This window comes from Streptomyces sp. NPDC030021 (assembly GCF_055574035.1).
In genome coordinates, this window is record NZ_JBVIAH010000013.1 from 154,714 (window position 1) to 176,570 (window position 21,857).

Here is a 21,857-nt window from a genome sequence, read left to right on the forward strand (position 1 = left end):
GATCGCATGTCAGCCACCCGCTTCACGTATCTCGGTCCCGAGGGCACCTTCACCGAGGCCGCCCTGCGCACCCTGCCGGAAGCCGCGACCCGGGAACTCGTCCCGATGGTGTCGGTCCCGGCCGCCCTGGACGCCGTGCGCAACGGCGAGGCAGCCGCCGCCCTCGTCCCGATCGAGAACTCGGTGGAGGGCGGGGTCACCGCCACCCTCGACGAGCTGGCCTCGGGCGAACCGCTGATGATCTACCGCGAGGTGCTGCTGCCCATCACCTTCGCGCTGCTCGTGCGGCCCGGTACCGCCCTGTCGGACGTCAAGACCGTCACCGGGCACCCGGTCGCCCAGCCGCAGGTGCGCAACTGGCTGCGGGCGAACCTGCCCGACGCGGTGTGGGAGTCGGCCGCCTCGAACGCCGACGGCGCCCGGCTGGTCCAGGAGGGCCGCTTCGACGCCGCCTTCGCGGGCGAGTTCGCCGCCGCCACCTACGGGCTCGTCCCGCTGGTGACCGAGATCCACGACGCGGAGAACGCCGAGACCCGGTTCGTGCTGGTGGGACGCCCGGCCCGGCCGGCCGCGCCGACCGGAGCGGACAAGACTTCCGTCGTGCTGTGGCTCGGCGACGACCACCCCGGTGCCCTGCTGGAGCTCCTTCAGGAGTTCGCGGTCCGCGGGGTGAACCTGATGCTGATCCAGTCCCGTCCGACCGGACAGGGCATCGGCAACTACTGCTTCGCCGTCGACGCCGAGGGCCACATCTCCGACCGGCGGGTCAGCGAGGCGCTCATGGGCCTCAAGCGGACCTGCCCCCAGGTCCGCTTCCTCGGGTCCTACCCGCGGGCCGGGGTCGCTCAGAGTGATGTCCGGGCTCCTCGGCCCGGGACCTCCGACGGTGACTTCACGGCCGCCTCCGACTGGCTGGGGCGTTGCCTCGACGGACGGGCGTAGGACGCCGTCCACTGTCCACAGAGTTATCCACAGGCGGAGAGGGGTGCCTGGGGACAAGTCGACAGAGCGGCACGACAAGGTCGACAAATCGCCCGAGTGACTCAGGTTTCGCTCTGGGGAGCGGGAGGTGAACGGTGTCACCTGCGTATCGCCGATCAACTCTTTGGGGCGAGTCATTCCCACCCGAATGAGTGTGTGAGGGTGGTTTGAACCCTGATTCGTCCCGGCCATCCGCCGATCAGGAATGATCTATTCCTGTGTCCACAGAGACGGCACACAGCCTGTGGATAAGATCCCGGCTGCGGCAATTCCTGTGGACAAGAAGCCCCTCCGGGCCCGCTCAGGGCTGGCCCGACCGCCGGCATTCCGCCCCTTTTCGGGGAATGGGGCCGCTTTTATTGACGCTCCGGGAAGAGTCACTTCCGGTCAGCCGTCAAGACTTATCCATTCGTTGCAATTAGGACATAGCGACACGCAGCGTGATATCGGTGTGATCCCAGGAAGCCCAGCCCGGTAGCCTGGAGGGGTGATTGACCTCCGGCTGCTCCGTGAAGACCCTGACCGTGTCCGCGCCTCGCAGCGCGCCCGTGGAGAGGACGTCGAACTCGTCGACGCGCTGCTCTCCGCCGACGAGCGCCGCAGGTCCTCCGGCATGCGCTTCGACGAACTGCGTAATGAGCAGAAGTCCCTCGGCAAGCTCATCCCCAAGGCCTCTCCCGAGGAGCGGGCCGAGCTGCTGAAGAAGGCCGAACAGCTCAAGCAGGACGTCAAGGCCGCCGAGGCCGAGCAGAACGAGGCCGACGAAGCCGCCAAGCAGCTTCTCCTCCAGCTCGGCAACATCGTCCACGAGGACGTCCCGGTCGGCGGCGAAGAGGACTTCACCGTCCTGGAGACGCACGGCACCATCCGGGACTTCGCCACCGAGGGCTTCGAGCCCAAGGACCACCTGGAGCTCGGCGAGCTGCTGGGCGCCATCGACGTCGAGCGCGGAGCCAAGGTATCCGGCTCGCGCTTCTACTACCTGACCGGTGTGGGCGCCCTGCTGGAGCTGGCGCTGGTGAACGCGGCCATCGCCCAGGCCACCGAGGCCGGCTTCATCCCGATGCTGACCCCGGCGCTGGTCCGCCCGCGCGCCATGGAGGGCACCGGCTTCCTCGGCCAGGCCGCCGAGAACGTGTACCACCTGGAGAAGGACGACTTCTACCTGGTCGGCACCTCCGAGGTCCCCCTCGCCGCGTACCACATGGACGAGATCATCGACGCCGAGAAGCTGCCGCTGCGGTACGCCGGCTTCTCCCCGTGCTTCCGCCGCGAGGCCGGTACGTACGGCAAGGACACCCGTGGCATCTTCCGCGTGCACCAGTTCGACAAGGTCGAGATGTTCTCGTACGTCGCGCCGGAGGACGCCGAGGCCGAGCACCAGCGGCTCCTGGAATGGGAGAAGCAGTGGCTGACCAGCCTGGAGCTGCCGTTCCAGGTGATCGACGTCGCCACCGGTGACCTGGGCTCCTCCGCCTCGCGCAAGTTCGACTGCGAGGCGTGGATCCCCACCCAGGGCAAGTACCGCGAGCTGACCTCCGCCTCGAACTGCAACAGCTTCCAGGCCCGCCGCCTGTCGATCCGCTACCGCGACGGCAAGAAGACCCAGCCGCTGTCCACGCTGAACGGCACCCTGTGCGCCGTACCGCGCACGATCGTCGCGATCCTCGAGAACCACCAGCAGGCCGATGGTTCGGTACGGGTGCCCGCGGTGCTCCGTCCCTACCTCGGCGGCCGCGAGGTCCTGGAGCCGATCACCAAGTGAGCCCGGCCCCGTTCCCGTACAAGCTCGTCGCGACCGATCTCGACGGCACGCTGCTGCGTGGCGACGACACCGTCTCGGAACGCACCCGTGAAGCGCTCGTCGCGGCCACCGCGGCGGGCGCGGCGCACATCATCGTCACCGGTCGTGCCGTGCCCTGGACCCGGCACGTACTGGACGATCTCGGCTACAAGGGGATCGCCGTCTGCGGGCAGGGCGCACAGGTCTACGACGCGGGTGCGCACCGGCTGCTGACCTCGGTGACGCTGGACCGGCAGCTGGCCGGTCTGGCGCTGTCGAAGCTGGAGGCCGAGATCGGTCCGCTGGCCCTGGCTGCCAGCCGGGACGGGGTGGACGGCGAGGTCCTGTTCGGGCCCGGGTACCAGGTACAGGAAGGCCTTCCGGCCATCTACCTGGACGACACCAGGGCGCTCTGGACGGCTCCGCTGAACAAGCTCTACATCCAGCACCCCGAGCTGGACGACGACGCGCTCGTCAAGGTGGCCCGGGAGACCGTGGGCAGCCTGGTCGACATCGTCATGGCGGGTCCCGGCATAGTCGAGATCCTGCCGCTGGGGCTGACCAAGGCCACGGGCCTGTCGCTGGCCGCGCGCCGGCTGGGAGTGAAGGCGGCGCAGACGATCGCCTTCGGTGACATGCCCAACGACATCCCGATGTTCGGCTGGGCCGCGCACGGGGTGGCGATGGCCAATGCCCATGCCGAGCTCAAGGCCGTGGCCGACGAGGTGACGACCTCCAACGAGGAGGACGGCATCGCGGTGGTGCTGGAGCGTCTGCTGGGCGCCGCGTAGCGCGCACGACGTAGGAGAGGTCCGGGACAGCCCGCGCCGCAAGGCGCGCTCGAAGTGGCTGCCCCGGACCTTTTGTTGCTCCCCGCACGACTCACTCTGCACCCGGCGCAGGTCCCTTACCAGCGAATTTCCGCGCATCAGCCGTGGACCCGGCGGCGGCGCCAGTAGGCGACGGTGAGGATGCCCAGCAGCGGACCCCAGAGCAACAGCGGCGCGTAGGACAGGTCGAAGATCCGCAGGGCGAGCCCGGTGGGGGCATCGGGATTCGCGGCGTTGGTCTCGCTCCAGGTCCAGGCGCCCAGGATTGTGATGCCGGTGAGCACGATCGCGCCCAGCGTCGCGGGAACCACCGCCACCAGGGGGTGGATCCGGCGTCCGCCCAGCGCGGGGATCCAGCCGGGCACCTCCTCGCCCCAGCGCTGGACCAGACCGAGGCTCAACAGGCCCAGGCACTCCTGCAGGACGCAGACGAAGACGAGGACCAGGGACGCGGAGCCCGGGTAGTACGAGTGGTGCAGATCGCTGCCCGGGCCCCAGCCCATGGGAATGCCGACCGCGATCGCGAGCCGCCACACACAGCTGGGAAGCACGGTCAGCGAGGTGAGCCGGGCGAGCCGGCGAAGCCGTGGGGAGACTCCGGGCACGGTCTGCGAGGCGCGAACGACGGTGATGGAGGTCATCTGCCAAGTCCTTTACAGGGGCTGCTGGTTGATGACTCGATCCTGGTCGGACGAGGTCTTGGGAACCATCCGCCGATCAGCAGGTCGGTGAGTCCCGTGACGTCGCGCCGCTCTGCCGATCGGCAGATGGCCGGTCTGCGGAGTGCGCTCGTAAGGTCGGGTCATGACCGTCAACCTCCGTGCCGCGTATGCCCCGTTACTGGCCCTTTCCGGCGCCGCCGGCCTCCTCGCGGTGTTCCTGGGCGCGCCCCCGGCATGGTTGCTGATCTGGGTGGGTCTGCTGCTGCCGCTGCTGGCCCTGGTGGCCCGCTGGTCCCCGGTGCGTTCGGGGTCCGTCGCGGCCTCGCTGGGCGTGACGGCCGTCGCGGTCTGGCCGGTACCGCTGATGTGGGGGACGGCGTCGTGGCTGGAGGCCTGCGGGGCGGCGGCGTTCTGGGCGGTGCCCGCGCTCGGGGCCCTGGTGGCCGGGGCGTATCTGCGCCGACAGGCGAGCCGGATGCGCCAGGCTGTCCGGGACGGCCGGCGCGACCAGCAGCTGGAACTGGCCCGGGATCTGCACGACTTCGTGGCGCACGACGTGAGCGCCATCGTGGTGCAGGCCCAGGCGGCCAGGTTCGTGGCGGACAAGGACCCCGAGCAGGCGGTCCGCGCGCTGGAGCGGATCGAGGCGGCGGGGCTCGGGGCGCTCGCCTCGATGGACCGCACGGTGCACGCGCTGCGGGAGGCGGCCGGTGCGCGGTCCGCCTCGGTCCCCGGGACCTCGGAGCTGCCGGAGCTGGTGGAGCGGTTCGAGGGCGGGGTTCTGGAGGCCGATCCGGCGGTGGTGAGGGAGTTGTCACGGGAGGCGGACACCACCGCCTACCGGGTGGCTGTGGAGGCCTTGACGAACGTACGCCGGCACGCGCCCGGGGCGGCGGTCGTACGCGTGCGCCTGCACCGGGCCCCGGAGGGGATCGAACTGAGCGTGGCCAACTCCGCGCCGGCCCGTGGCGCGGGCGGACTGAGGGGGCTGGGGCTGCGGCGGCGGAGCGGAACCGGGCTGGCCGGTCTGCGCGGCAGGGTGGAGGCGGCGGGCGGGACGCTGCGGGCCGGCGCGAGCACCGACGGCGGGTGGCGGGTTTGCGCCGTCTTCCCGGCGCAGGAGCACACCCTCGGGTGATCATGGCGGCGTGACCACACGCATCCTGATAGCCGACGACCAAGAGGACATTCGCAGCGGTTTCCGGCTGATCCTCGATTCGCAGCCGGACATGACCGTGGTGGGGGAGGCCGCGGACGGGGAGAGCGCGGTGGCGCTGGCCCGGGAACTGCGGCCCGATGTGGTGCTGGCGGACATCCGGATGCCACGGCTCGACGGGCTGGAGGTGACCCGGCTGCTGGCGCCGCAGACGCGGGTGGTGGTGGTGACCACCTTCGACCTGGACGAGTACGTGCACACCGCGCTGCGCAACGGCGCCTGCGGCTTTCTGCTGAAGCGGTCCGGGCCTGCGCTGCTCATCGAGGGGGTGCGGGCGGCGATGGCGGGGGACACGCTGATCAGTCCGCAGATCACGGTGCGGCTGCTGAGCCGGCTGACGCAGGCGGGTCCGGTCGCCCGTCCGGTGACGCATCCGCTGACGGAGCGGGAGGTGGAGATCGTGCGCCTGGTGGCGCGGGGGCTCACCAACGCCGAGATCGGCGCAGAGCTGTTCATCAGTGCGGGGACGGCCAAGACCCACATCGCGAACGTCCAGGCCAAGCTGGGGGCTCGCAACCGGGTGGGAATCGCCGCCTGGGCATGGGAGCACGGCGTCGCCACAGCGGAGCCGGAGGCTGAGGCCGACTAGGCACCCCCTGGATCCTCGTCATGTTTCACGTGAAACAACGCTATTTACGTTTCACGTGAAACGACGTTGCGGGTGAGCGGCCAGGCGAGCAGGCCGACGGAGAGTGCTATGGCATGGCCGAGGTCCGTGAAGGTGCCGCCGGCAACCAGGGGGATCCCGAAGAAGGCGACCGCTCCGGCCAGGTAGAACCATCTCCAGGGACCGGGGAGCCGGTAGGTGAGGACGCCGACGGAGGCCGCGAGCCCGTAGCTGACGCCGATGTCGACGACGTGGGTCATGCTGTGCGGGGCCCGGTGGTCCTGGATGGCCGTCAGGAGGATCTTCTGGCTGATCACGGTGGCGACAACGTGGGCGGTCGCGACGATCAGGAGCCAGCGCAGGGTGCCGAGCCAGCGTTCGACAGGGGCGTGGAACAGCTCGAAGAGCACGGCGTAGAGGGCGAGAGAGGCCGGGTTCACGATCCAGAAGGCACTGCTGACGAGTGCCCGGACGGGGTATTTGACGAGCTGGTTGATGTTGCTGCTGTTGCGGTGGAGCAGGACCCTGTCGACCTGGTCGGGTGCGATCGCGACGATGATGCTGGTGACCGCGATGATCAGCAGCCAGATGTGCGTTCCGGGCGAGGAGCGTATCCAGGACCGCAGTGGCCTGGACGGCTCCGGCTCGGTGTGCGCGACCATGCACCGATGATGCCGCGCGAACCTGTGCCCCGCCTGGCCGGTGGGCCGGGCGGGGCACAGGTTCGCGTGTGCTGCGGCGAGACTTACTCCTCACCCGCCAGGGTGAGGCGGCGGAGCTTCTGGCCCGCGTAGACGGTGGCGCCGACGGTGACCGCGCAGAGCAGGATCACGGCGGTGGGAAGGCCGACGGTGGCGTCGACGTACCCGTTCCCGGCGACCTTCTCGGCGACGGACAGGGCCCACTGCTGGACGCTGAGGGTCTTGGCTCCGGAGACCAGGCTGCCGAAGAGCGACTCCCAGATCAGGGCGTAGACGAGGCCGAAGACGACCGCGTGCCGGCTGACGGTGCCGAGCAGCAGGAACAGCGCGCTGTAGGCGATCGAGGCCACGAGGGCGGCGATCGTGTACGCGACGGCGATCTGCTGGCCGTTGCCGTTGAGGATGAATCCGGCGATCAGGGTGGGGATCGCCGAGAAGACCATCGTGACGGCGATCGCCACGGTCAGCTTGGTCATGATGATCGTCGGACGCTTCACCGGCTTGGCGAGCAGGTAGACGATGGAGCCGTCGTCGATCTCGGGCCCGATGGCTCCGGTGCCGGCGATGACACCGATCAGCGGAACCATGGTGGCGAGCGCGAAGCCCCCGAGGAGGTCGGCCGCCACCTTGTCGTCCACGCCGACGAAGGCACGGACGACGAGGGCGATGACGATCAGCAGGGCGGGCAGCGCGAAGAGGATCAGCGCGCGGCGCCGGCCGAGCAAGGCCCGGTAGGTGAGCCGGGCAACGGTGGGTTCGTACATGGGTGCCAGCTCCTTTCAGGCCGCGACGAGGTAGGAGAAGACCGACTCGAGGGACTCGTCGGAGGGCGAGACCGTCAGCAGCCGGATGCCGTGTTGCCGGGCCACGCGGGGCAGCAGCTCGGTGAAGCGGCCGAAGTCGACGGCCTGGATGCGCAGCGCGCCTTCCTTGAGGTCGACCTCGATGCCGGCGGTGGAGGGGTCGGCGATCAGGGCCGCGGCGAGGGCCCGGTCGTCGGAGGAGCGGATGAGGTAGCGGTGCGGGCGGTCCGTCATCAGGCGGCGGATCTTGCGGAAGTCGCCGGATGCGGCGTGCCGGCCGGCCACGACCACCTCGATGTGCGAGGCGAGCTGCTCGACCTCCTCCAGGATGTGGGAGGAGAACAGGACGGTGCGTCCTTCGTCGCCCATGCGCCGCAGCAGGTCCATGAGCTGCATGCGCTGGCGCGGGTCCATGCCGTTGAACGGCTCGTCGAGGAGCAGTACGGACGGATCGTGGACGAGGGCCGAGGCCATCTTCACGCGCTGGCGCATGCCCTTGGAGTACGTGGAGATCTTGCGGTCCTGGGCGTACTCCATCTCGACGGTGGCGAGCGCCCGCCGGGCGGCCGCGTCGTCGAGGCCGTGGAGTTCGGCGTTGGCGACGACGAACTCCCGGCCCGTGAGGAAGTCGTACATGGCCTCGCGCTCGGGCACGACGCCGATCTGCTTGTAGACCTGCTCGTTCTGCCAGATCGGTGCGCCGTCGAGGGTGACGGTGCCCGTGGAGGGGGCGAGGAAGCCGCCCATCATGTTGATGAGGGTGGACTTTCCGGCGCCGTTGGGACCCAGCAGCCCGGTCACGCCGGGGCCGATGCTCATGGTCACGTCGTTGACGGCGACGACGTTCCCGAACCAGCGGGAGGTGTGGTCGATGTCGATGGTGGTCACAGCCCGGCCTTCCGGTAGCGGGCCATCAGGGCGGCGTAAGAGCCGGCGATGAGGCCGAGGGCGACGATCAGGTAGACGACGCCGGTGCCGGCCGAGGGGCCCTCACCGCCGGGGAAGGCGGAGGTCGCGCCGAGGAACGCGGTCTGTACGCCGTCGATGAGGGTGATCGGGGAGAACAGGCCCATCCACTCGATGGCTCCGGTGTTCCCGGTGCTGTAGGAGATGCCCTGGACCGCGGTCACCGCGCCGAACGGGATGAGGAGCACCGCGATGATCGCGGCGACGCCGAACCCGCGGCGCGGGGTGAGCGCGGCCATGACCAGGCCGAGGCCCGCGAAGAGCAGCGACAGCAGCAGAACCGACACGAGTCCCTGCCCGAATCCCTTGGTCTGGTCGGCGAAGTCGAACTTCGCAAGGAGCGAGCCGATCCACATGATCAGAAGCGGGGTCGCGGTGAGGATGAACAGGGCCGAGGCCATGGCGGCGTACTTGGCCACGACGTAGTCGACCCGTTCGATGGGCCGCGAGAAGTAGAGCGGCACCGTCTTGAAGCGCAGGTCCCGCGAGACCGACTGCGGCGCCTGGGACGCGAGGAAGAGGCCGATGATCACCTGCGTGGTCAGGGCGTACGTCGTGTACTTGATCGGCAGGTCGGTGGAGCCGGGCACCGCGATGGCGACCGCGACGATGATCAGCGCGGGTACGCACATCACCGCGAAGAGGATCATCGGGAGGACCTTGGACTTGGCGGAGCGGCCGAGTCCGTAGGCGCCGCGCAGGGACTGCGAGAACAGCGACTTGCGGGCGTAGGCGCGGCCGAGCCGGGGTCCGTCGTAGGACCGGTAGCCGATGTTGTGGATCTGGGTCGAGGTGTCAGGCGCCATCGGAACCGGCTCCCTTCTGCTGGACGGTGGGCGAGGGCTGGTCGTTGTCGCGGAAGACCTCCGCGATGTGGTGACGGCGCTGCTCCATGCGGACCAGGCCGATGCCCAGGTCGGCGACGGTGTCGCGGACGGTGTCGTACGTCTGCTCGCCGGTGGCCTCGACGAGGAGGATGTGGCCGGCTCCGGGCAGGCCCTGCTCCTCTCCGACGTGCAGGGTGACGCCGGCCTCGGTGAGCGCCTTGCGCAGGGCGGCGGTGCCGTCCGGGTGGCTGTCGGAGTCGGTGACCTCGACCGCGAGGGTCGTGGTGATCTGGGTGAAGTCGCTGGTGGAGCTGGAGCGCAGCAGCTTGCCGCCGTCGACGACGACCACGTGGTCGCAGGTCCGCTCCAGCTCGCCGAGGAGGTGGGAGGTGACCAGGACGGAGATGCCGAAGTCGGTGTAGATCCGGCGGATCAGGCCGAGCATCTCGTCGCGGCCGACCGGGTCCAAGCCGTTGGTCGGCTCGTCGAGGAGGACCAACTGGGGGTCGTGGACGAGGGCCTGGGCGAGCTTGACGCGCTGCTTCATGCCGGTGGAGTAGCCGCCGATGGGGCGGTAGCGCTCCTCGTACAGTCCGACGTGGCGCAGGGTGTCGGCGGTACGCTCGCGGGCCGCGGTCGGCGGCAGCCCGGACATGCGCGCCATGTGGACGACGAACTCGGTGGCCGAGACGTCGGGTGGCAGGCAGTCGTGCTCGGGCATGTAGCCGACGCGTTCACGGATGGCGCTGCCATGCGTGTGGACGTCGAGGCCGAGCACGGCGGCGCTGCCCTCGGTGGCGGGGGACAGTCCCAGCAGGATCTTGATCAGCGTGGACTTGCCGGCTCCATTGGCACCAACGAGGCCGGTCACACCAGGCCCGATGTCCAGGGAGAGCCGGTCGAGGGCGGTCACTCGGGGGTACCGCTTGCTCAGGCTTTCGGTCGCGATGACAGTCACGGGTTCGACGTTAGTGGCGCGGCTCCCGTGAAACGTCAGACCTGGAGCTGGATCCCGTCTCAGCCTTCAGGCGTACATGCCCGTACTGGAGGCTGATGTGGACCCGACAACTTTGTCCACAGGTCCGTGCACGACCCTTGACGTGATCTCCGGTCATTGTCACATTCATCAGTGTCAACTTACGTGCGCGTACGGCTACACGGATGGACGGGCTGACATGGCTGGGGACACCAAGCAACGCACCGCGCGACTCTCCGGACGACGCTCCGCCGACCTGGGCGGCTTCAGAGAGGTGCAGCGCCTCTCCTACGAGTGCGCCGAGGCCGTCGCGGCCCAGCTGCGGCCCGGGGTGACCGAGCGCGAGGCCGCGCGGATGCAGCGCGAGTGGCTGCGGGAGCGCGGGGTACGGGACTGGTTCCACCTGCCCTTCGCCTGGTTCGGGGACCGCACCGCCTTCGCGAACTTCAGGATCCCGCTGCAGTTCTTCCCGACCAACCGGAAGCTGGAGCCGGGGATGCCGTTCATCCTCGACATGGCACCGGTCTACAAGGGGTATTCGGCGGACATCGGCTATTCGGGCAGCCTCGGGCTCAACCCGGTGCAGGACCGGCTCATGTCCGATCTCCAGGCGCACCGCGTGCTGATCCTGGAGCAGGTGCGCGAGCGCCGCTCCCTGCGCGAGATCTACGAGAACGTCGAACGGCTGATGACCCGGCAGGGGTACGCCAACCGGCACCGGGCCTATCCCTTCGGCGTGATCGCGCACAAGATCGACCGGGTCAAGGAGCGGCGCTGGTCGCCGACCGCCTTCGGCTTCGGCACCCAGTCCCTCAAGGGACTGGCCAGTGATGCCCTGCACGGCCACCGTGAGGGCTGGTCCCCGCTGTGGAGCCCGTACCACTTCTCCGACCATCCGCCGCAGCCCGGCCTGTGGGCGGTGGAACCACACCTCGGATTCCGGGGTACCGGAGCGAAGTTCGAGGAGATCCTGGTCGTCACCGACTCCCGGGACCCCGAGGAGAGCGCGTTCTGGCTGGACGACGATCTGCCGCACGTGCGGCGCTGGGCCGAGGAGAAGGCAGCATGAGCGACATGGTGGGGGCGGGAGTGGTGGGTCTGGCGGGTGCGCGCGAGCGCCGGGTGAGCACCGGTGGGGTCGAGCTGTGCGTCGTCGAGCTCGGTGAGACGGGCCGGCCTACGGTGCTGCTGGTGCACGGCTACCCGGACAGCAAGGAGGTCTGGTCGGAGGTCGCCGAGCGGCTCGCGACCCGCTTCCATGTGGTGCTCTACGACGTGCGCGGCCACGGGCGCTCCACCGCGCCGCAGCCGCTGCGCGGCGGCTTCACCCTGGAGAAGCTGACCGACGACTTCCTGGCGGTGGCGGACGCGGTCAGCCCGGACCGGCCCGTGCACCTGGTCGGCCACGACTGGGGCTCCGTACAGGGCTGGGAGTTCGCCACGGTCGCCCGCACCGAGGGCAGGATCGCCTCCTTCACCTCGATGTCGGGGCCCTCCCTCGACCACTTCGGGCACTGGATCAAGAAGCGGATGACGCGGCCCACCCCGCGGGCGGCGGCGCAGCTCCTCGGCCAGGGCGCCAAGTCCTGGTACGTCTACATGCTGCACACCCCCGTGCTGCCGGAGCTCGCCTGGCGCGGGCCGCTCGGCAAGCGGTGGCCCGCGATGCTCCAGCGCATCGAGAAGGTGCCGGCCGGCTCCTATCCGACGGCCTCGCTGCCTTCGGACGCCGCGCACGGAGCCTGGCTCTACCGCGACAACGTGCGGCCGCGACTGCGCCGGCCACGCGCCGACGCGTACGCCCACGCACCGGTGCAGCTGATCACCCCTACCGGGGACGCCTTCCTGTCCGAGCGGCTCTACGACGGTCTGGAGCGGTGGGCCCCGGACCTCCTGCGGCGGACCCTGCCCGCCAAGCACTGGGTGCCCCGGACCCGGCCCGACCAGCTGGCCGCCTGGATCACCGAGTTCGTCACCGACCGGGAAGAGCCCGCGACGCGGGCACCGGATCAGAAGGCCCCGGGCAGGTACGCCGACCGCTTCGCGGGCCAGCTGGTCCTGGTGACCGGCGCGGCCAGCGGCATCGGCCGGGCGACCGCCTTCGCCTTCGCCGAGGCCGGGGCCCGGGTGGTCGCCGTCGACCGCGATGCGGAGGGCGCGGCGCGCACGGCCGACATGGCACGGCTCGTCGGCGCCGCCGAGGCCTGGGCCGAATGCGTGGACGTCAGCGACGAGCAGGCGATGGAGAAGCTCGCGGCGAAGGTCGCCGCCGAGTACGGAATCGTCGACGTCCTGGTCAACAACGCCGGGATCGGTCTGTCCGGCGCTTTCCTCGACACCACCGCCGAGGACTGGAAAAAGGTCCTGGACGTCAATCTGTGGGGCGTCATCCACGGCTGCCGGATCTTCGGGAAGCAGATGGCCGAGCGCGGCCAGGGCGGGCACATCGTCAACACCGCCTCCGCCGCCGCATACCTGCCGTCCAGGACCCTGCCCGCCTACAGCACCTCGAAGGCCGCGGTGCTGATGCTGTCGGAGTGCCTGCGCGCGGAACTGGCCTCGAAGTCGATCGGCGTCTCCGCGATCTGCCCGGGCATCGTCAACACCAACATCACCGCCACCTCGCGCTTCGCCGGGGTGGACGACGCCGAGGAGAAGCGCCGCCAGGAGCGCTCCTCGCGGCTGTACGGGCTGCGCAACTTCCCGCCGGAGAAGGTCGCCGACGCGATCCTGCGGGCGGTGGTGCGCAACGAGGCCGTCGTGCCCGTGACTCCGGAGTCCAAGGGCGCCCTGTGGATGTCCCGTTTCGCCCCGCGCACCCTGCGGCGCATCGCGAGGCTGGAGCCAAAGCTGTGAGCGGGGCCGCGGACCGGATCGGCCGGCACCCGATCGGTCCGCGCCGGGTGGCCTTCGAATGGAAGACCACCCCCCTGCACTGGATACCGGACGAGCCCACCGCCACCCACGTCATCAACGTGCTGCACCTGCTGCTGCCCGCCGGGGAGCGGTGGTTCGTCAGGGTCCTCAAGGAGGGCCTGCCCCTGGTCACCGACCCCGAGCTGCGCAGTGACGTCAAGGGGTTCATGGGCCAGGAGGCCACGCACAGCGTGCAGCACTCCTACGTTCTGGACCACCTCGCCGAGCAGCGGCTGCCGACGGAGGCGTACACGCGGCACGTGGACTTCCTCTTCGAGAAACTGCTCGGGGAGGCCCCGCCGTTCGGGGTGCCGGTCACGGCGCGGGAGTGGCTGCGCTTCCGGCTGGCCGTGGTCGCCGCGATCGAGCAGTTCACGGCGGTCCTCGGGGACTGGGTGCTGCGGGCCGACGGGCTCGACCGGGCCGGGGCGGACGAGATCATGCTGGACCTGCTGCGCTGGCACGGGGCGGAGGAGGTGGAGCACCGCTCCGTCGCCTTCGACATGTACCAGCACTGCGGGGGAGCCGGTCTGCCCCGCTACGCGCGCCGCGTCGAGGGGATGGTCGTGGTCGCGCCCGTGCTGGCGTGGCTGTGGGTGTGGGGGGCCTCGTACCTCATACGCAACGACCCGGAGCTGGGCGGCCGGCTGCGCTACTCGCTCGGCGCGCACAACCGCGCGGTGGCCAAGGGCCTGCTGCCTCCGTGGAGAGAGCTCGGCATGGCCATACCCCGCTACTTCCGGCGGTCGTACCATCCCTCGCAGGAGGGCTCGCTGCGCAGGGCGGTCGAGTACCTTGCGGCTTCGCCTGCCGCCCGGGCCGCGGCGGGCGCGGTCGGCCGAGCCGCGATGTCGTAGGGAGCCGGGATTGTCCGATCAGGCGGTAGCCGAGTACCGGATCGAGGATCTGGCACACCACAGCGGGGCGACGGTGCGCACGATCCGGGCGTACCAGGACCGTGGCCTGCTGCCGAAACCGGAGCGGCGGGGCCGTTCCAACGTCTACCGGGACACGCATCTGGCGCGGCTGCGCCAGATCGCCGACCTGCTGGACCGCGGCTACACCCTGGCCTCCATCAAGGAACTGCTGGAGGCCTGGGACGCGGGGCGCGGTCTGGGCGGCGTACTCGGGCTGGTCGCCGAGGTGCACGGGCCGTGGACCGACGAGGAGGCGGCCCGGATCAGCCGGGACGAGCTGAACGAGCGGTTCGGCGGCCGCCCGGACGACGACGCCGTGGACGAGGCGTGCGAGCTCGGGGTGCTGGAGCGGATCCCAGGGCGCCCGGACCAGTTCCTGGTGCCCTCCCCGCAGGAGCTGGCGGTGGCCGCCGAGCTGTACGCGGCCGGGGTGCCGCTGCCGGCGATCACCGGCCACCTGCGGGAACTGCGTGGTCAGGTGGAGCACATCGCCTCGCGGTTCCTGGAGTTCACCACCGAGCACGTCTTCGCGCGCTACCTCGGGCAGGTGCCGCCCACGGACGCGGACGCGGCGGAGGCGGCGACGATGGTGCGGCGGCTGCGGCCGCTGGCCCAGCAGACCGTGGACGCGGAGCTTGCGCGGGCGATGCGGCTCTTCGCGACCCGGCACCTCCAGCGGCACCTGGGGTCGGCCGGCGCACCGGGGCCGACGGGGCCCTCGCCGGTGGCGCTGCCGGCCGGAACGGTACGGGCGGTGCAGGATCTGGTGGGTGCCGACCACGTGGCGGAGTTCGTCCGGGCCGCGACGGAGCGGGAGCTCCAGGCCCGGACGATGAACGATCTGGCGCGCCGCGGCGAGCGGTGACGCGGGGCGGGTTGTCACGGCGGAGGACCTGGTCCCGCCCGGTCACGCCCGGTCGGTCCGGTCCGATCCGGTCCGGTCTCGGTCCGGTCCACAGGTTCCACAGGGCGGATCACGTGTTTGCCGTCAAAACCCGCCCAAACGGCTGTGGACAAGTCCCCCTTTCCTGTGGGCAACCGAGCCGCCGTCTCACCCGACGGTCTCGTACGCGGCCTTGGCGGGGCTCGCTCCATCCACCGGCGCCGGCTTCGCGCCCCGGCCGAACCGGGACCTGGACCTGGTCCTGGCCGTGGTCCCGGTCCCCGTTCCGGTCCCGTAGAGAAGGCCGGCCAGGGCCAGGCCGAGGATCCCCCCGACCAGCTGGGCGCCGACGAATCCGGGCAGCGACTCGGGGGCTATGCCGGTGAAGGAGTCACTGAAGCTGCGTCCGATGGTGCCCGCCGGATTGGCGAAGGAACCGGACGAGGTGAACCAGATCGCGGCCGCGATGTATGCGGCGACCGCCGCCGGGACGAGCCTGGAGCGTCCGATCCGGCCGAGACCCTGGATCAGGAGGACGAGGCCGGCGGTGGCGACCACCTCGCCGATGAGCAGGTGACCGCCGTCGCGCACCTGGGTGGCGAAGGTGCCCGGGGTCCGGCCGAACATGACTTCCGCGATGAGGGCGCCGCCGATGGCTCCGGCGCTCTGGGCCACGGTGTAGACGAGCGCCTCGCGGCCGCCCAGGCCCTCGCCGCCGGTCCGCCGGGACCACCAGGAGGTGAGGGTGACCACCGGGTTGAGGTGGGCGCCGGACAGCGGCCCGAAGATCGTGATGATCAGCCCGAGGCCGATGGCCGAGGCGAACGAGTTGGCGATGAGGGCGACACCGGTGTCGCGGCTGAGCTCGGCGGCCTTGAGACCGGAGCCGATCACGACCACGAGCAGGCCGGCGGTACCGACCAGCTCAGCAGCGGCGCGGCGTGACAGTGAGGGTTGGGCTGTCATGGTTTCTCCCTCTGAACAGAAGTGGCAGCGGAAAATATATTCCGCATCTTGGAATGGCGATAGGGGGTGTCCACCACCTGTCGCCACCGGCCGCCCCCGGAAAATCCGTGCCTCGAGGCCGCCCGACCGGGCACGCTGGGGCCATGGATGAAAGACGCACCGTGAAGGTGTCGAAGTACGTCTCGAAACACCTGCGGCACCAGCCGGAACGGATCGGACTGGTGCTCGATCGCCACGGCTGGGTGGAGATCGACGACCTGCTGCGCGCGGCCGCAGCGCACGGCTTCCACTTCAGCCGGGCCGAGCTCGACCACGTCGTCGCCGCCAACGACAAGCAGCGGTTCGCCGTCGACGGCACCCGGATCCGGGCGAGCCAGGGGCACACCGTCGCCGTGGATCTGGACCTGCCGGAGGCCGAACCGCCCGCGTACCTCTACCACGGCACCGTCGCCGCCGCCCTGGAGCCGATCCGCGCCGAGGGCCTGCGCCCGATGGCCCGCCACCATGTGCACCTGTCCCCCGACCGGGAGACCGCCACCCGCGTCGGCGCGCGCCGCGGCCGGCCCGTCGTGCTCAGCGTGGACGCCGCGGCGATGCGAGCGGCCGGACACGTCTTCCGGATCAGCGCCAACGGGGTGTGGCTGGTGGACGCCGTACCGCCGCAGTTCCTGCGCTTCCAGTAGTTCCGGGCCGGCCGTCGGGGCCAGGCATCCAGGGCGCGGAATTCACGCAGAGATTGTCCGACCATCCCCCTAATCTGTGAACCACTCCGGGATCTGTGAGGGGGGGACCTCGCGATCACCGAACCATCCCTGTATGCACGCGAGGTGACGCCCTATGACGTCCACGTCCACATCCCCGTCCACGCCCCCGTCGACGCCCCCGTCGACGCCCCACAGCTTCCAGGTCGATCTGCGCGGCCTGGTGGACCTCCTGTCCCACCACCTCTACTCCAGCCCGCGCGTCTACGTCCGCGAGCTCCTGCAGAACGCGGTGGACGCGATCACCGCGCGCCACGCCCTCGACCCGGCGGCGGAGGTCCGCATCCGGCTCTCGGCGTCCGGCGGCCGTGTGAGCATCGAGGACAGCGGCATCGGCCTGACCGCCGCCGAGGCCCACTCCCTGCTGGCCACCATCGGCCGCAGCTCCAAGCGCGGTGGCGAAGGCACCGATCTCAACGAGCAGGGCCTGGAGGCGACCCGCCAGGAGTTCCTCGGCCAGTTCGGCATCGGCCTGCTCGCGTGCTTCGTCGTGGCCCGTCAGATCCGCGTCGTCACCCGCTCCGCCCGCGACCCCCAGGCCGCTCCCGTCGAATGGCTGGCCACGGACGACGGTTCGTACACTGTGCGCGAACTGCCCCACGAGGCACGGCCGGAGCCCGGTACCACCGTCGTGCTGGAGGCTCGCCCGGGCGCCGCGGAATGGGCCGTCCCGGCCAAGGTCGAGGAACTGGCCCGCGACTACGGCTCCCTGCTGCCGTACGACATCACCTTCGACGACGGCGAGGGCGGCGAGCCGCGCCCCGTCACCGACCGGCCCGCCGTGTGGGACCGCCCCTTCCCCACCCCGGCCGCCCGTCGCGTCGCGCTCGCCGGGCACTGTGCGCAGCTCTTCGGTTTCACCCCGCTCGACAGCATCGACCTCGACCTGCCCGTCGCCGGCGTACGCGGAGTGGCATACGTCCTTCCCGAACCGACCAGCCCCGCCCACCGGGCCGGACACCGCGTCCACCTCAAGGGCATGCTGCTGACCGACCGGGCCGACAACCTGCTGCCCGACTGGGCGTTCTTCGTCCGCGCCGTCCTCGACACGGACACCCTGCGCCCCACCGCCTCCCGTGAGAACCTGTACGACGACGAGACCCTCGCCGCCGTACGGGACGCCCTCGGCGCCCGGGTCCGCGGCTGGCTCGCCGAGCTCGCGGCGAGCGATCCGGACCGCCTGGCCGCCTTCCTGCAGGTCCACCACCTCGGCGTGAAGTCCATGGCCCGGCACGACTCAGAGCTGCTCGGGCTGATGCTGCCGTGGCTGCCGTTCGAGACCAGCGACGGCTCGATGAGCCTCCAGGATTTCGCGGCCGCCCACACGGACATCCACTTCACCCGCACCGTCGAGGAGTTCCGGCAGATCGCACCGATCGCCGCGGCGCACGGGCTCGGCGTCATCAACGCCGGATACACCTACGACGCGGACCTGCTGGCCCTGCTGCCCGCCGTACGGCCGGAGCTCAAGGTCACCGAACTCGACGCCGGGGCCGTCACCGAGCGGCTGGACCCGGTGCCGACCGCGGCCGAACTGGCGCTCGCCCCGTTCCTGGCCACCGCGCGCACCCGGTTGGAAGCCCAGGGCTGCGACGTGGTGCTGCGCGCCTTCCAACCCGTCGCCGTGCCCGCGCTGTACCTCGACGACCGGCAGGCCCGCCAGGAACGCGACCGCACCGCTGCGCTGGAGAGCGCCGACTCCCTGTGGAGCGGCATCCTCGGCGCGCTGCGCGGCTCCGCGCCGCGCGCCCGGCTGGTCCTCAACCACAACAACCCGCTCATCCGCCGGATCGCCGCGCTGCCCGACGAGGCACTGACCGGAACCGCCGTCGAATCGCTCTACGGGCAGGCCCTGCTGATGTCCCAGCGGCCACTGCGCCCCGCCGACTCCACCCTGCTCAACCGGGCCTTCCTCGGACTCCTGGAATGGGCGACCCACTCCACCGATTCCCGCGACGCCCAGGAGGACCAGAAGTGACGACGCTGACGCGCGAGGAGATCGTGCGGGGTCTGGCGGAGAACCGCGAATCGCCGAACGGCGCCGTGCGCAACGCGCACGCCGAGGCCCTGGCCGGCGCGGCGGAGACGAGCGGTGACCGGGCCCTGTTCCGCGAGGCCCTGGACAACCTGATCAACGCCTACCTCTACAGCTCCGAGTCGTCCAGGATGCTGGTCCCCTTCGCCCGGCTGCTCCAGGAGTACGACAAGGACCCGGGCGCCTTCTCGCACTGGGACGCGCATTCGCTGTTCTGGCAGTTCAAGTGGGTGGCCACGGCCATCTCCGACTCTCCCGGGATCCCGCTGGAGTCGGCCACCGGCTGGCTGGACGAGATGGAACGCCGCTACCGGATCGCCGGCTACAGCGAGCGGCCCGTTCGCGAGGCCGAGCTGTGGCTCGCCGACGCGATCGGCGAGGACGAGCGCGCCGAGCGGGCCTTCCGGCGCTGGCTGGCCGCCGAGCGCGACGACATGAGCGACTGCCGGGCCTGCGAACTCAACGGCCAGGGCCAGTACGCCGTCCTGCACGGCGACGACGCCGAGGCCCTGGAACTGTGGAAGCCGGTCCTCGACGGTGATCTGACCTGCGCCGAGGAGCCCCACCGGCTGCTCGCCACCTCGCTGCTGCCGCTGCTGCGCCTCGGCCGGGCCGACGAGGCGCGCTCCCACCACCTGCGCGGCTACCGCATGGCCCGCGGCAACGAGAGCCTGCTGCCCTCGGTCGGCAGGCACATCGAGTTCTGCGCGCTCACCGGCAACGAACCGCGCGGCCTGGAGATCCTGGCCGAACACGCCGCCCATGTGGCTCCGCTCGCCAACCTCGACGACCGGCTGGCCTTCCACGGCGGCATCCTCGTGCTGCTGCGCCGCCTGCGGGAGCTGGGGCACGGGCGGACCCCGGCCGTGCCCTACGAAGGAAAGCCTCGGACCGTCGACGAGCTGTACGAGGTGCTGTACGCGGGCTGTCTGGACATCGCCCGGCAGTTCGACGCGCGCAACGGCACGACCCGGGTCTCGGACCGGTTCCTCGCACAGGTGGGCCGGGAGCCGCTGCTGGCCGAGCTGCCGCTGGGGGTGCGCAGTGCGGCGCTGCCGCAGACCGCCTCGGCCCCCGTTCCCGCTCCCGCTCCCCACGGGCCCGGGCCGGCCCCGACGGCCGCCGCCTTCACCGAGCTCGTGGAGCGGGCCCGCCGTGCCCGGGACCTGGGCCATCCGGGCACGGACGCACTGTGGGCCGAGGTGGCGGTACGGCTGGACGCGCTGCCGGAGGCCGATCCGCTGGTCCGCGCCGACCTCGCGGACCAGCAGGCCCTCGCCGCCGGACGGAGTGGGGCCAAGGAGGCGCCGGAGCTGCTGAGCGCGGTCCGGGACGACTACCGGGCGCTCGGCGTCGCCGAGCGCGCGGCGCTCGCGGAGCTGCGGCTGGCCGGTGTGGCAGCGCAGTCCGGAGCCGCGCCGACGGAGGTCCGGACACTGCTGCGCGTCGCCCTGCGGTCCGCCGAGGCACTGGACGCCGCCGAGCCGCTGCGGGCCCGGCGTATCGCGCTCGTGGAACTGTCGGCGATCCGGATGAAGTCGTACCTGCGCTCGGTGGAGACGCCCGACGGTGACGACCACCACGACCACCACGGGGAGCTGGCCGCCGAGCTGACCGACTTCGTCGCCGCCCATGAGGGCACCCTGGCGGACCTGGTGTCGGAGGCCGAGGAGATGCTGGGCCGGGTGGCCCTGACCCGGGGCGACCCGGAACGGGCCGTGCCGCTGCTCGCGGCGGCCGCCGCGCGGGCTGCTCTGGCGGGCCGGCCGTGGCAGGCCGTGGACCCGCTGGTGCTGCGGGCCGGGGTGCTGATGACGCTGGAGCGGCCCGAGGAGGCGGAGGCCGCGGCGCGCTCCGCGCTGGAACACGCCGCCGAGGTGACCGACGCCGAGACACAGGGCGTCGTACGGCTGACCCTCGCGGACATCCTGCTGCAGCGGGGCGACGCGGCCGCGGAGAGCGCGGAGCACGCGCTGGCCGCAGCCCACTGGTTCGACCAGGCGGGGCTCACGGCCGACAGCGGTGCGCAGGCAAGGCTGCTGCTGGCCCGGGCCTACGCGCGGGACGGCCGGAGCGCCGAGGCGGCGGAGGTCCTGCAGTCGGCGCTGGCGGACCTGCTGGAGCACGGCGACCAGCAGGCGGTGTCGGTACGGGAGTTCCTGGGTGATCTGCTGCGCCGGCTGAACGAGCCCCGGCCGGCGGCGGAGCAGTACCTGCTGGCGGCGGAGGTCACCAAGGGCTGGGAGGATCCGCGTCCGCAGGCGGGCCTCGCGCATTCGGCCGCGGACACCCTGAGCGACGCGGGACTGGCCGTGGAGGCGGCCGCCGCGTACGAGCGGGCCCTGGAGCTGCACCGGCTGACCGGCGAGGTCCCGGTCGCCGAGGTGCGGATCCTGCGCTCCCTGGCCTGGCTGGGGCTGCGTGAGGAGGTCACCGGCACGGCGGTGTCGGGGGCCCGGAAGCGGATGGAGGAGGCGGCCGAGGTGCTGGAAGCGGCCCTGACGGCGGATCCCGCAGCCCCTGAGCTGCGGTCCGAACTCGCCCAGACCTGGCACCAGCTGGCGCAGGTGCTCGACCGGCACGTCAACATGAACGAGCAGTCCTACGAGGCCGCCGACGAGGACGAGGAAAACGGCAAGGACCACGTGGACGACGAGGAGCAAGACCTCGCCGGTCTTGGGGCGGAACCGGCGGCCCGGCTGAGCCCCACGGAGGTCGACGGGCTGCGCCTGGAGGAGATCGAGCTGTGGGACCGTGCCGCCCGGGTCTACGCCGAGCTCGGCCCCGACCATCTGCGTGACCGGTTCCAGTGCCTGAACAACGCCGCCTGGACCGAGCAGGAGCGGGGCGACGCGGACGCGGGCGCCGCGCGCGTCACCGCGCTGATCGACGAGGCCCGGGCGCTGCCCGAGGACGACGTGCCGGACTGGCTCCTGCCGTCCGCGGAGCGCCTGCTCGCCCAGCTGAACGAGACGGAGTAGCCGTCGCCGTCCCGGTCGCGTCGCCGCTCGTGCGAGCGGCGACCAC

19 protein-coding genes are annotated in these 21,857 nt (G+C 71.1%); 12 read left to right on the forward strand and 7 right to left on the reverse strand.

Features of this window, described 5'->3' with window-relative positions:
- Positions 1-6: 6 nt before the first annotated feature.
- The 3 genes from pheA to ACZ4YL_RS25275 all read left to right on the forward strand — a co-directional run bounded on the left by pheA (position 7) and on the right by ACZ4YL_RS25275 (position 3,555).
- Positions 7-942, forward strand: coding sequence for a prephenate dehydratase (gene pheA / locus ACZ4YL_RS25265; RefSeq protein WP_030713748.1), 936 nt, complete (start codon positions 7-9; stop codon positions 940-942).
- A gap of 526 nt (positions 943-1,468) precedes the next feature.
- Positions 1,469-2,746 (forward strand): serine--tRNA ligase, encoded by a 1,278-nt coding sequence (serS, locus tag ACZ4YL_RS25270; RefSeq protein WP_468119511.1) that lies wholly within the window; start codon positions 1,469-1,471, stop codon positions 2,744-2,746.
- Complete coding sequence (locus ACZ4YL_RS25275) at positions 2,743-3,555, forward strand: HAD family hydrolase (RefSeq protein WP_468119513.1); 813 nt, start codon at positions 2,743-2,745, stop codon at positions 3,553-3,555. The genes serS and ACZ4YL_RS25275 overlap by 4 nt, the downstream gene beginning before the upstream one ends.
- Before the next feature lie 137 nt (positions 3,556-3,692).
- Here the strand turns inward: ACZ4YL_RS25275 and ACZ4YL_RS25280 are convergent, their stop codons facing one another.
- Positions 3,693-4,235, reverse strand: coding sequence for a hypothetical protein (locus ACZ4YL_RS25280; RefSeq protein WP_468119514.1), 543 nt, complete (start codon positions 4,233-4,235; stop codon positions 3,693-3,695).
- A gap of 163 nt (positions 4,236-4,398) precedes the next feature.
- Between ACZ4YL_RS25280 and ACZ4YL_RS25285 the strand changes: the two genes are divergently transcribed.
- Complete coding sequence (locus ACZ4YL_RS25285) at positions 4,399-5,394, forward strand: sensor histidine kinase (protein WP_468119515.1); 996 nt, start codon at positions 4,399-4,401, stop codon at positions 5,392-5,394.
- Between the two features lie 10 nt (positions 5,395-5,404).
- Positions 5,405-6,061, forward strand: coding sequence for a response regulator (locus ACZ4YL_RS25290; protein ID WP_468119517.1), 657 nt, complete (start codon positions 5,405-5,407; stop codon positions 6,059-6,061).
- Positions 6,062-6,105: 44 nt separating this feature from the next.
- On the opposite strand, the gene ACZ4YL_RS25295 is transcribed toward ACZ4YL_RS25290, so the two are convergent.
- The 5 genes from ACZ4YL_RS25295 to ACZ4YL_RS25315 form a co-directional block, all read right to left on the reverse strand.
- Entirely contained in the window at positions 6,106-6,741 is a 636-nt protein-coding gene (locus tag ACZ4YL_RS25295) for a rhomboid-like protein (protein WP_468119519.1), read from the reverse strand.
- 83 nt (positions 6,742-6,824) lie between these two features.
- Complete coding sequence (locus tag ACZ4YL_RS25300; protein ID WP_301369137.1) at positions 6,825-7,544, reverse strand: ABC transporter permease; 720 nt, start codon at positions 7,542-7,544, stop codon at positions 6,825-6,827.
- Between the two features lie 15 nt (positions 7,545-7,559).
- Positions 7,560-8,471, reverse strand: a complete 912-nt coding sequence (locus ACZ4YL_RS25305) for an ABC transporter ATP-binding protein (RefSeq protein WP_468119521.1) — start codon at positions 8,469-8,471, stop codon at positions 7,560-7,562.
- Positions 8,468-9,355 (reverse strand): ABC transporter permease, encoded by an 888-nt coding sequence (locus ACZ4YL_RS25310; protein WP_468119523.1) that lies wholly within the window; start codon positions 9,353-9,355, stop codon positions 8,468-8,470. Before ACZ4YL_RS25310 ends, ACZ4YL_RS25305 begins: the two co-directional genes overlap by 4 nt.
- The gene (locus ACZ4YL_RS25315; RefSeq protein ID WP_468119525.1) at positions 9,345-10,334 is read right to left on the reverse strand and encodes an ABC transporter ATP-binding protein; all 990 of its coding nucleotides are present in this window, start codon (positions 10,332-10,334) and stop codon (positions 9,345-9,347) included. Before ACZ4YL_RS25315 ends, ACZ4YL_RS25310 begins: the two co-directional genes overlap by 11 nt.
- Positions 10,335-10,551: 217 nt before the next feature.
- Between ACZ4YL_RS25315 and ACZ4YL_RS25320 the strand changes: the two genes are divergently transcribed.
- From ACZ4YL_RS25320 to ACZ4YL_RS25335, 4 genes are read left to right on the forward strand one after another with little or no spacing between them, the layout of a single operon-like run.
- Positions 10,552-11,421, forward strand: coding sequence for a M24 family metallopeptidase (locus ACZ4YL_RS25320; RefSeq protein ID WP_468119526.1), 870 nt, complete (start codon positions 10,552-10,554; stop codon positions 11,419-11,421).
- Between the two features lie 5 nt (positions 11,422-11,426).
- Entirely contained in the window at positions 11,427-13,208 is a 1,782-nt protein-coding gene (locus ACZ4YL_RS25325) for an SDR family oxidoreductase (protein ID WP_468119629.1), read from the forward strand.
- Entirely contained in the window at positions 13,205-14,125 is a 921-nt protein-coding gene (locus ACZ4YL_RS25330; RefSeq protein ID WP_468119528.1) for a metal-dependent hydrolase, read from the forward strand. Before ACZ4YL_RS25325 ends, ACZ4YL_RS25330 begins: the two co-directional genes overlap by 4 nt.
- A gap of 10 nt (positions 14,126-14,135) precedes the next feature.
- Positions 14,136-15,050, forward strand: a complete 915-nt coding sequence (locus tag ACZ4YL_RS25335) for a MerR family transcriptional regulator (RefSeq protein ID WP_468119529.1) — start codon at positions 14,136-14,138, stop codon at positions 15,048-15,050.
- Between the two features lie 186 nt (positions 15,051-15,236).
- On the opposite strand, the gene ACZ4YL_RS25340 is transcribed toward ACZ4YL_RS25335, so the two are convergent.
- On the reverse strand, positions 15,237-16,034 hold the full coding sequence (locus ACZ4YL_RS25340; RefSeq protein ID WP_468119531.1) for an aquaporin: 798 nt from the start codon (positions 16,032-16,034) through the stop codon (positions 15,237-15,239).
- Positions 16,035-16,177: 143 nt separating this feature from the next.
- Between ACZ4YL_RS25340 and ACZ4YL_RS25345 the strand changes: the two genes are divergently transcribed.
- From ACZ4YL_RS25345 to ACZ4YL_RS25355, 3 genes are all read left to right on the forward strand, one after another.
- Positions 16,178-16,717, forward strand: coding sequence for an RNA 2'-phosphotransferase (locus tag ACZ4YL_RS25345; RefSeq protein ID WP_468119533.1), 540 nt, complete (start codon positions 16,178-16,180; stop codon positions 16,715-16,717).
- Positions 16,718-16,871: 154 nt separating this feature from the next.
- The gene (locus ACZ4YL_RS25350) at positions 16,872-18,773 is read left to right on the forward strand and encodes an HSP90 family protein (RefSeq protein ID WP_468119534.1); all 1,902 of its coding nucleotides are present in this window, start codon (positions 16,872-16,874) and stop codon (positions 18,771-18,773) included.
- Positions 18,770-21,811: a tetratricopeptide repeat protein gene (locus ACZ4YL_RS25355; RefSeq protein ID WP_468119536.1), complete on the forward strand. Its 3,042-nt coding sequence runs from the start codon at positions 18,770-18,772 to the stop codon at positions 21,809-21,811. Before ACZ4YL_RS25350 ends, ACZ4YL_RS25355 begins: the two co-directional genes overlap by 4 nt.
- Positions 21,812-21,857 lie beyond the last annotated feature (46 nt).

Excerpts from the sequence above, each read along its gene's own strand:
- pheA (WP_030713748.1), top strand. The coding sequence starts at position 7 with ATGTCAGCCACCCGCTTCACGTATCTCGGTCCCGAGGGCACCTTCACC.
- ACZ4YL_RS25280 (WP_468119514.1), bottom strand. The coding sequence starts at position 4,235 with ATGACCTCCATCACCGTCGTTCGCGCCTCGCAGACCGTGCCCGGAGTC.
- ACZ4YL_RS25285 (WP_468119515.1), top strand. The coding sequence starts at position 4,399 with ATGACCGTCAACCTCCGTGCCGCGTATGCCCCGTTACTGGCCCTTTCC.
- ACZ4YL_RS25295 (WP_468119519.1), bottom strand. The coding sequence starts at position 6,741 with ATGGTCGCGCACACCGAGCCGGAGCCGTCCAGGCCACTGCGGTCCTGG.
- ACZ4YL_RS25300 (WP_301369137.1), bottom strand. The coding sequence starts at position 7,544 with ATGTACGAACCCACCGTTGCCCGGCTCACCTACCGGGCCTTGCTCGGC.
- ACZ4YL_RS25310 (WP_468119523.1), bottom strand. The coding sequence starts at position 9,355 with ATGGCGCCTGACACCTCGACCCAGATCCACAACATCGGCTACCGGTCC.
- ACZ4YL_RS25320 (WP_468119526.1), top strand. The coding sequence starts at position 10,552 with ATGGCTGGGGACACCAAGCAACGCACCGCGCGACTCTCCGGACGACGC.
- ACZ4YL_RS25325 (WP_468119629.1), top strand. The coding sequence starts at position 11,427 with ATGGTGGGGGCGGGAGTGGTGGGTCTGGCGGGTGCGCGCGAGCGCCGG.
- ACZ4YL_RS25340 (WP_468119531.1), bottom strand. The coding sequence starts at position 16,034 with ATGACAGCCCAACCCTCACTGTCACGCCGCGCCGCTGCTGAGCTGGTC.
- ACZ4YL_RS25345 (WP_468119533.1), top strand. The coding sequence starts at position 16,178 with ATGGATGAAAGACGCACCGTGAAGGTGTCGAAGTACGTCTCGAAACAC.
- ACZ4YL_RS25350 (WP_468119534.1), top strand. The coding sequence starts at position 16,872 with ATGACGTCCACGTCCACATCCCCGTCCACGCCCCCGTCGACGCCCCCG.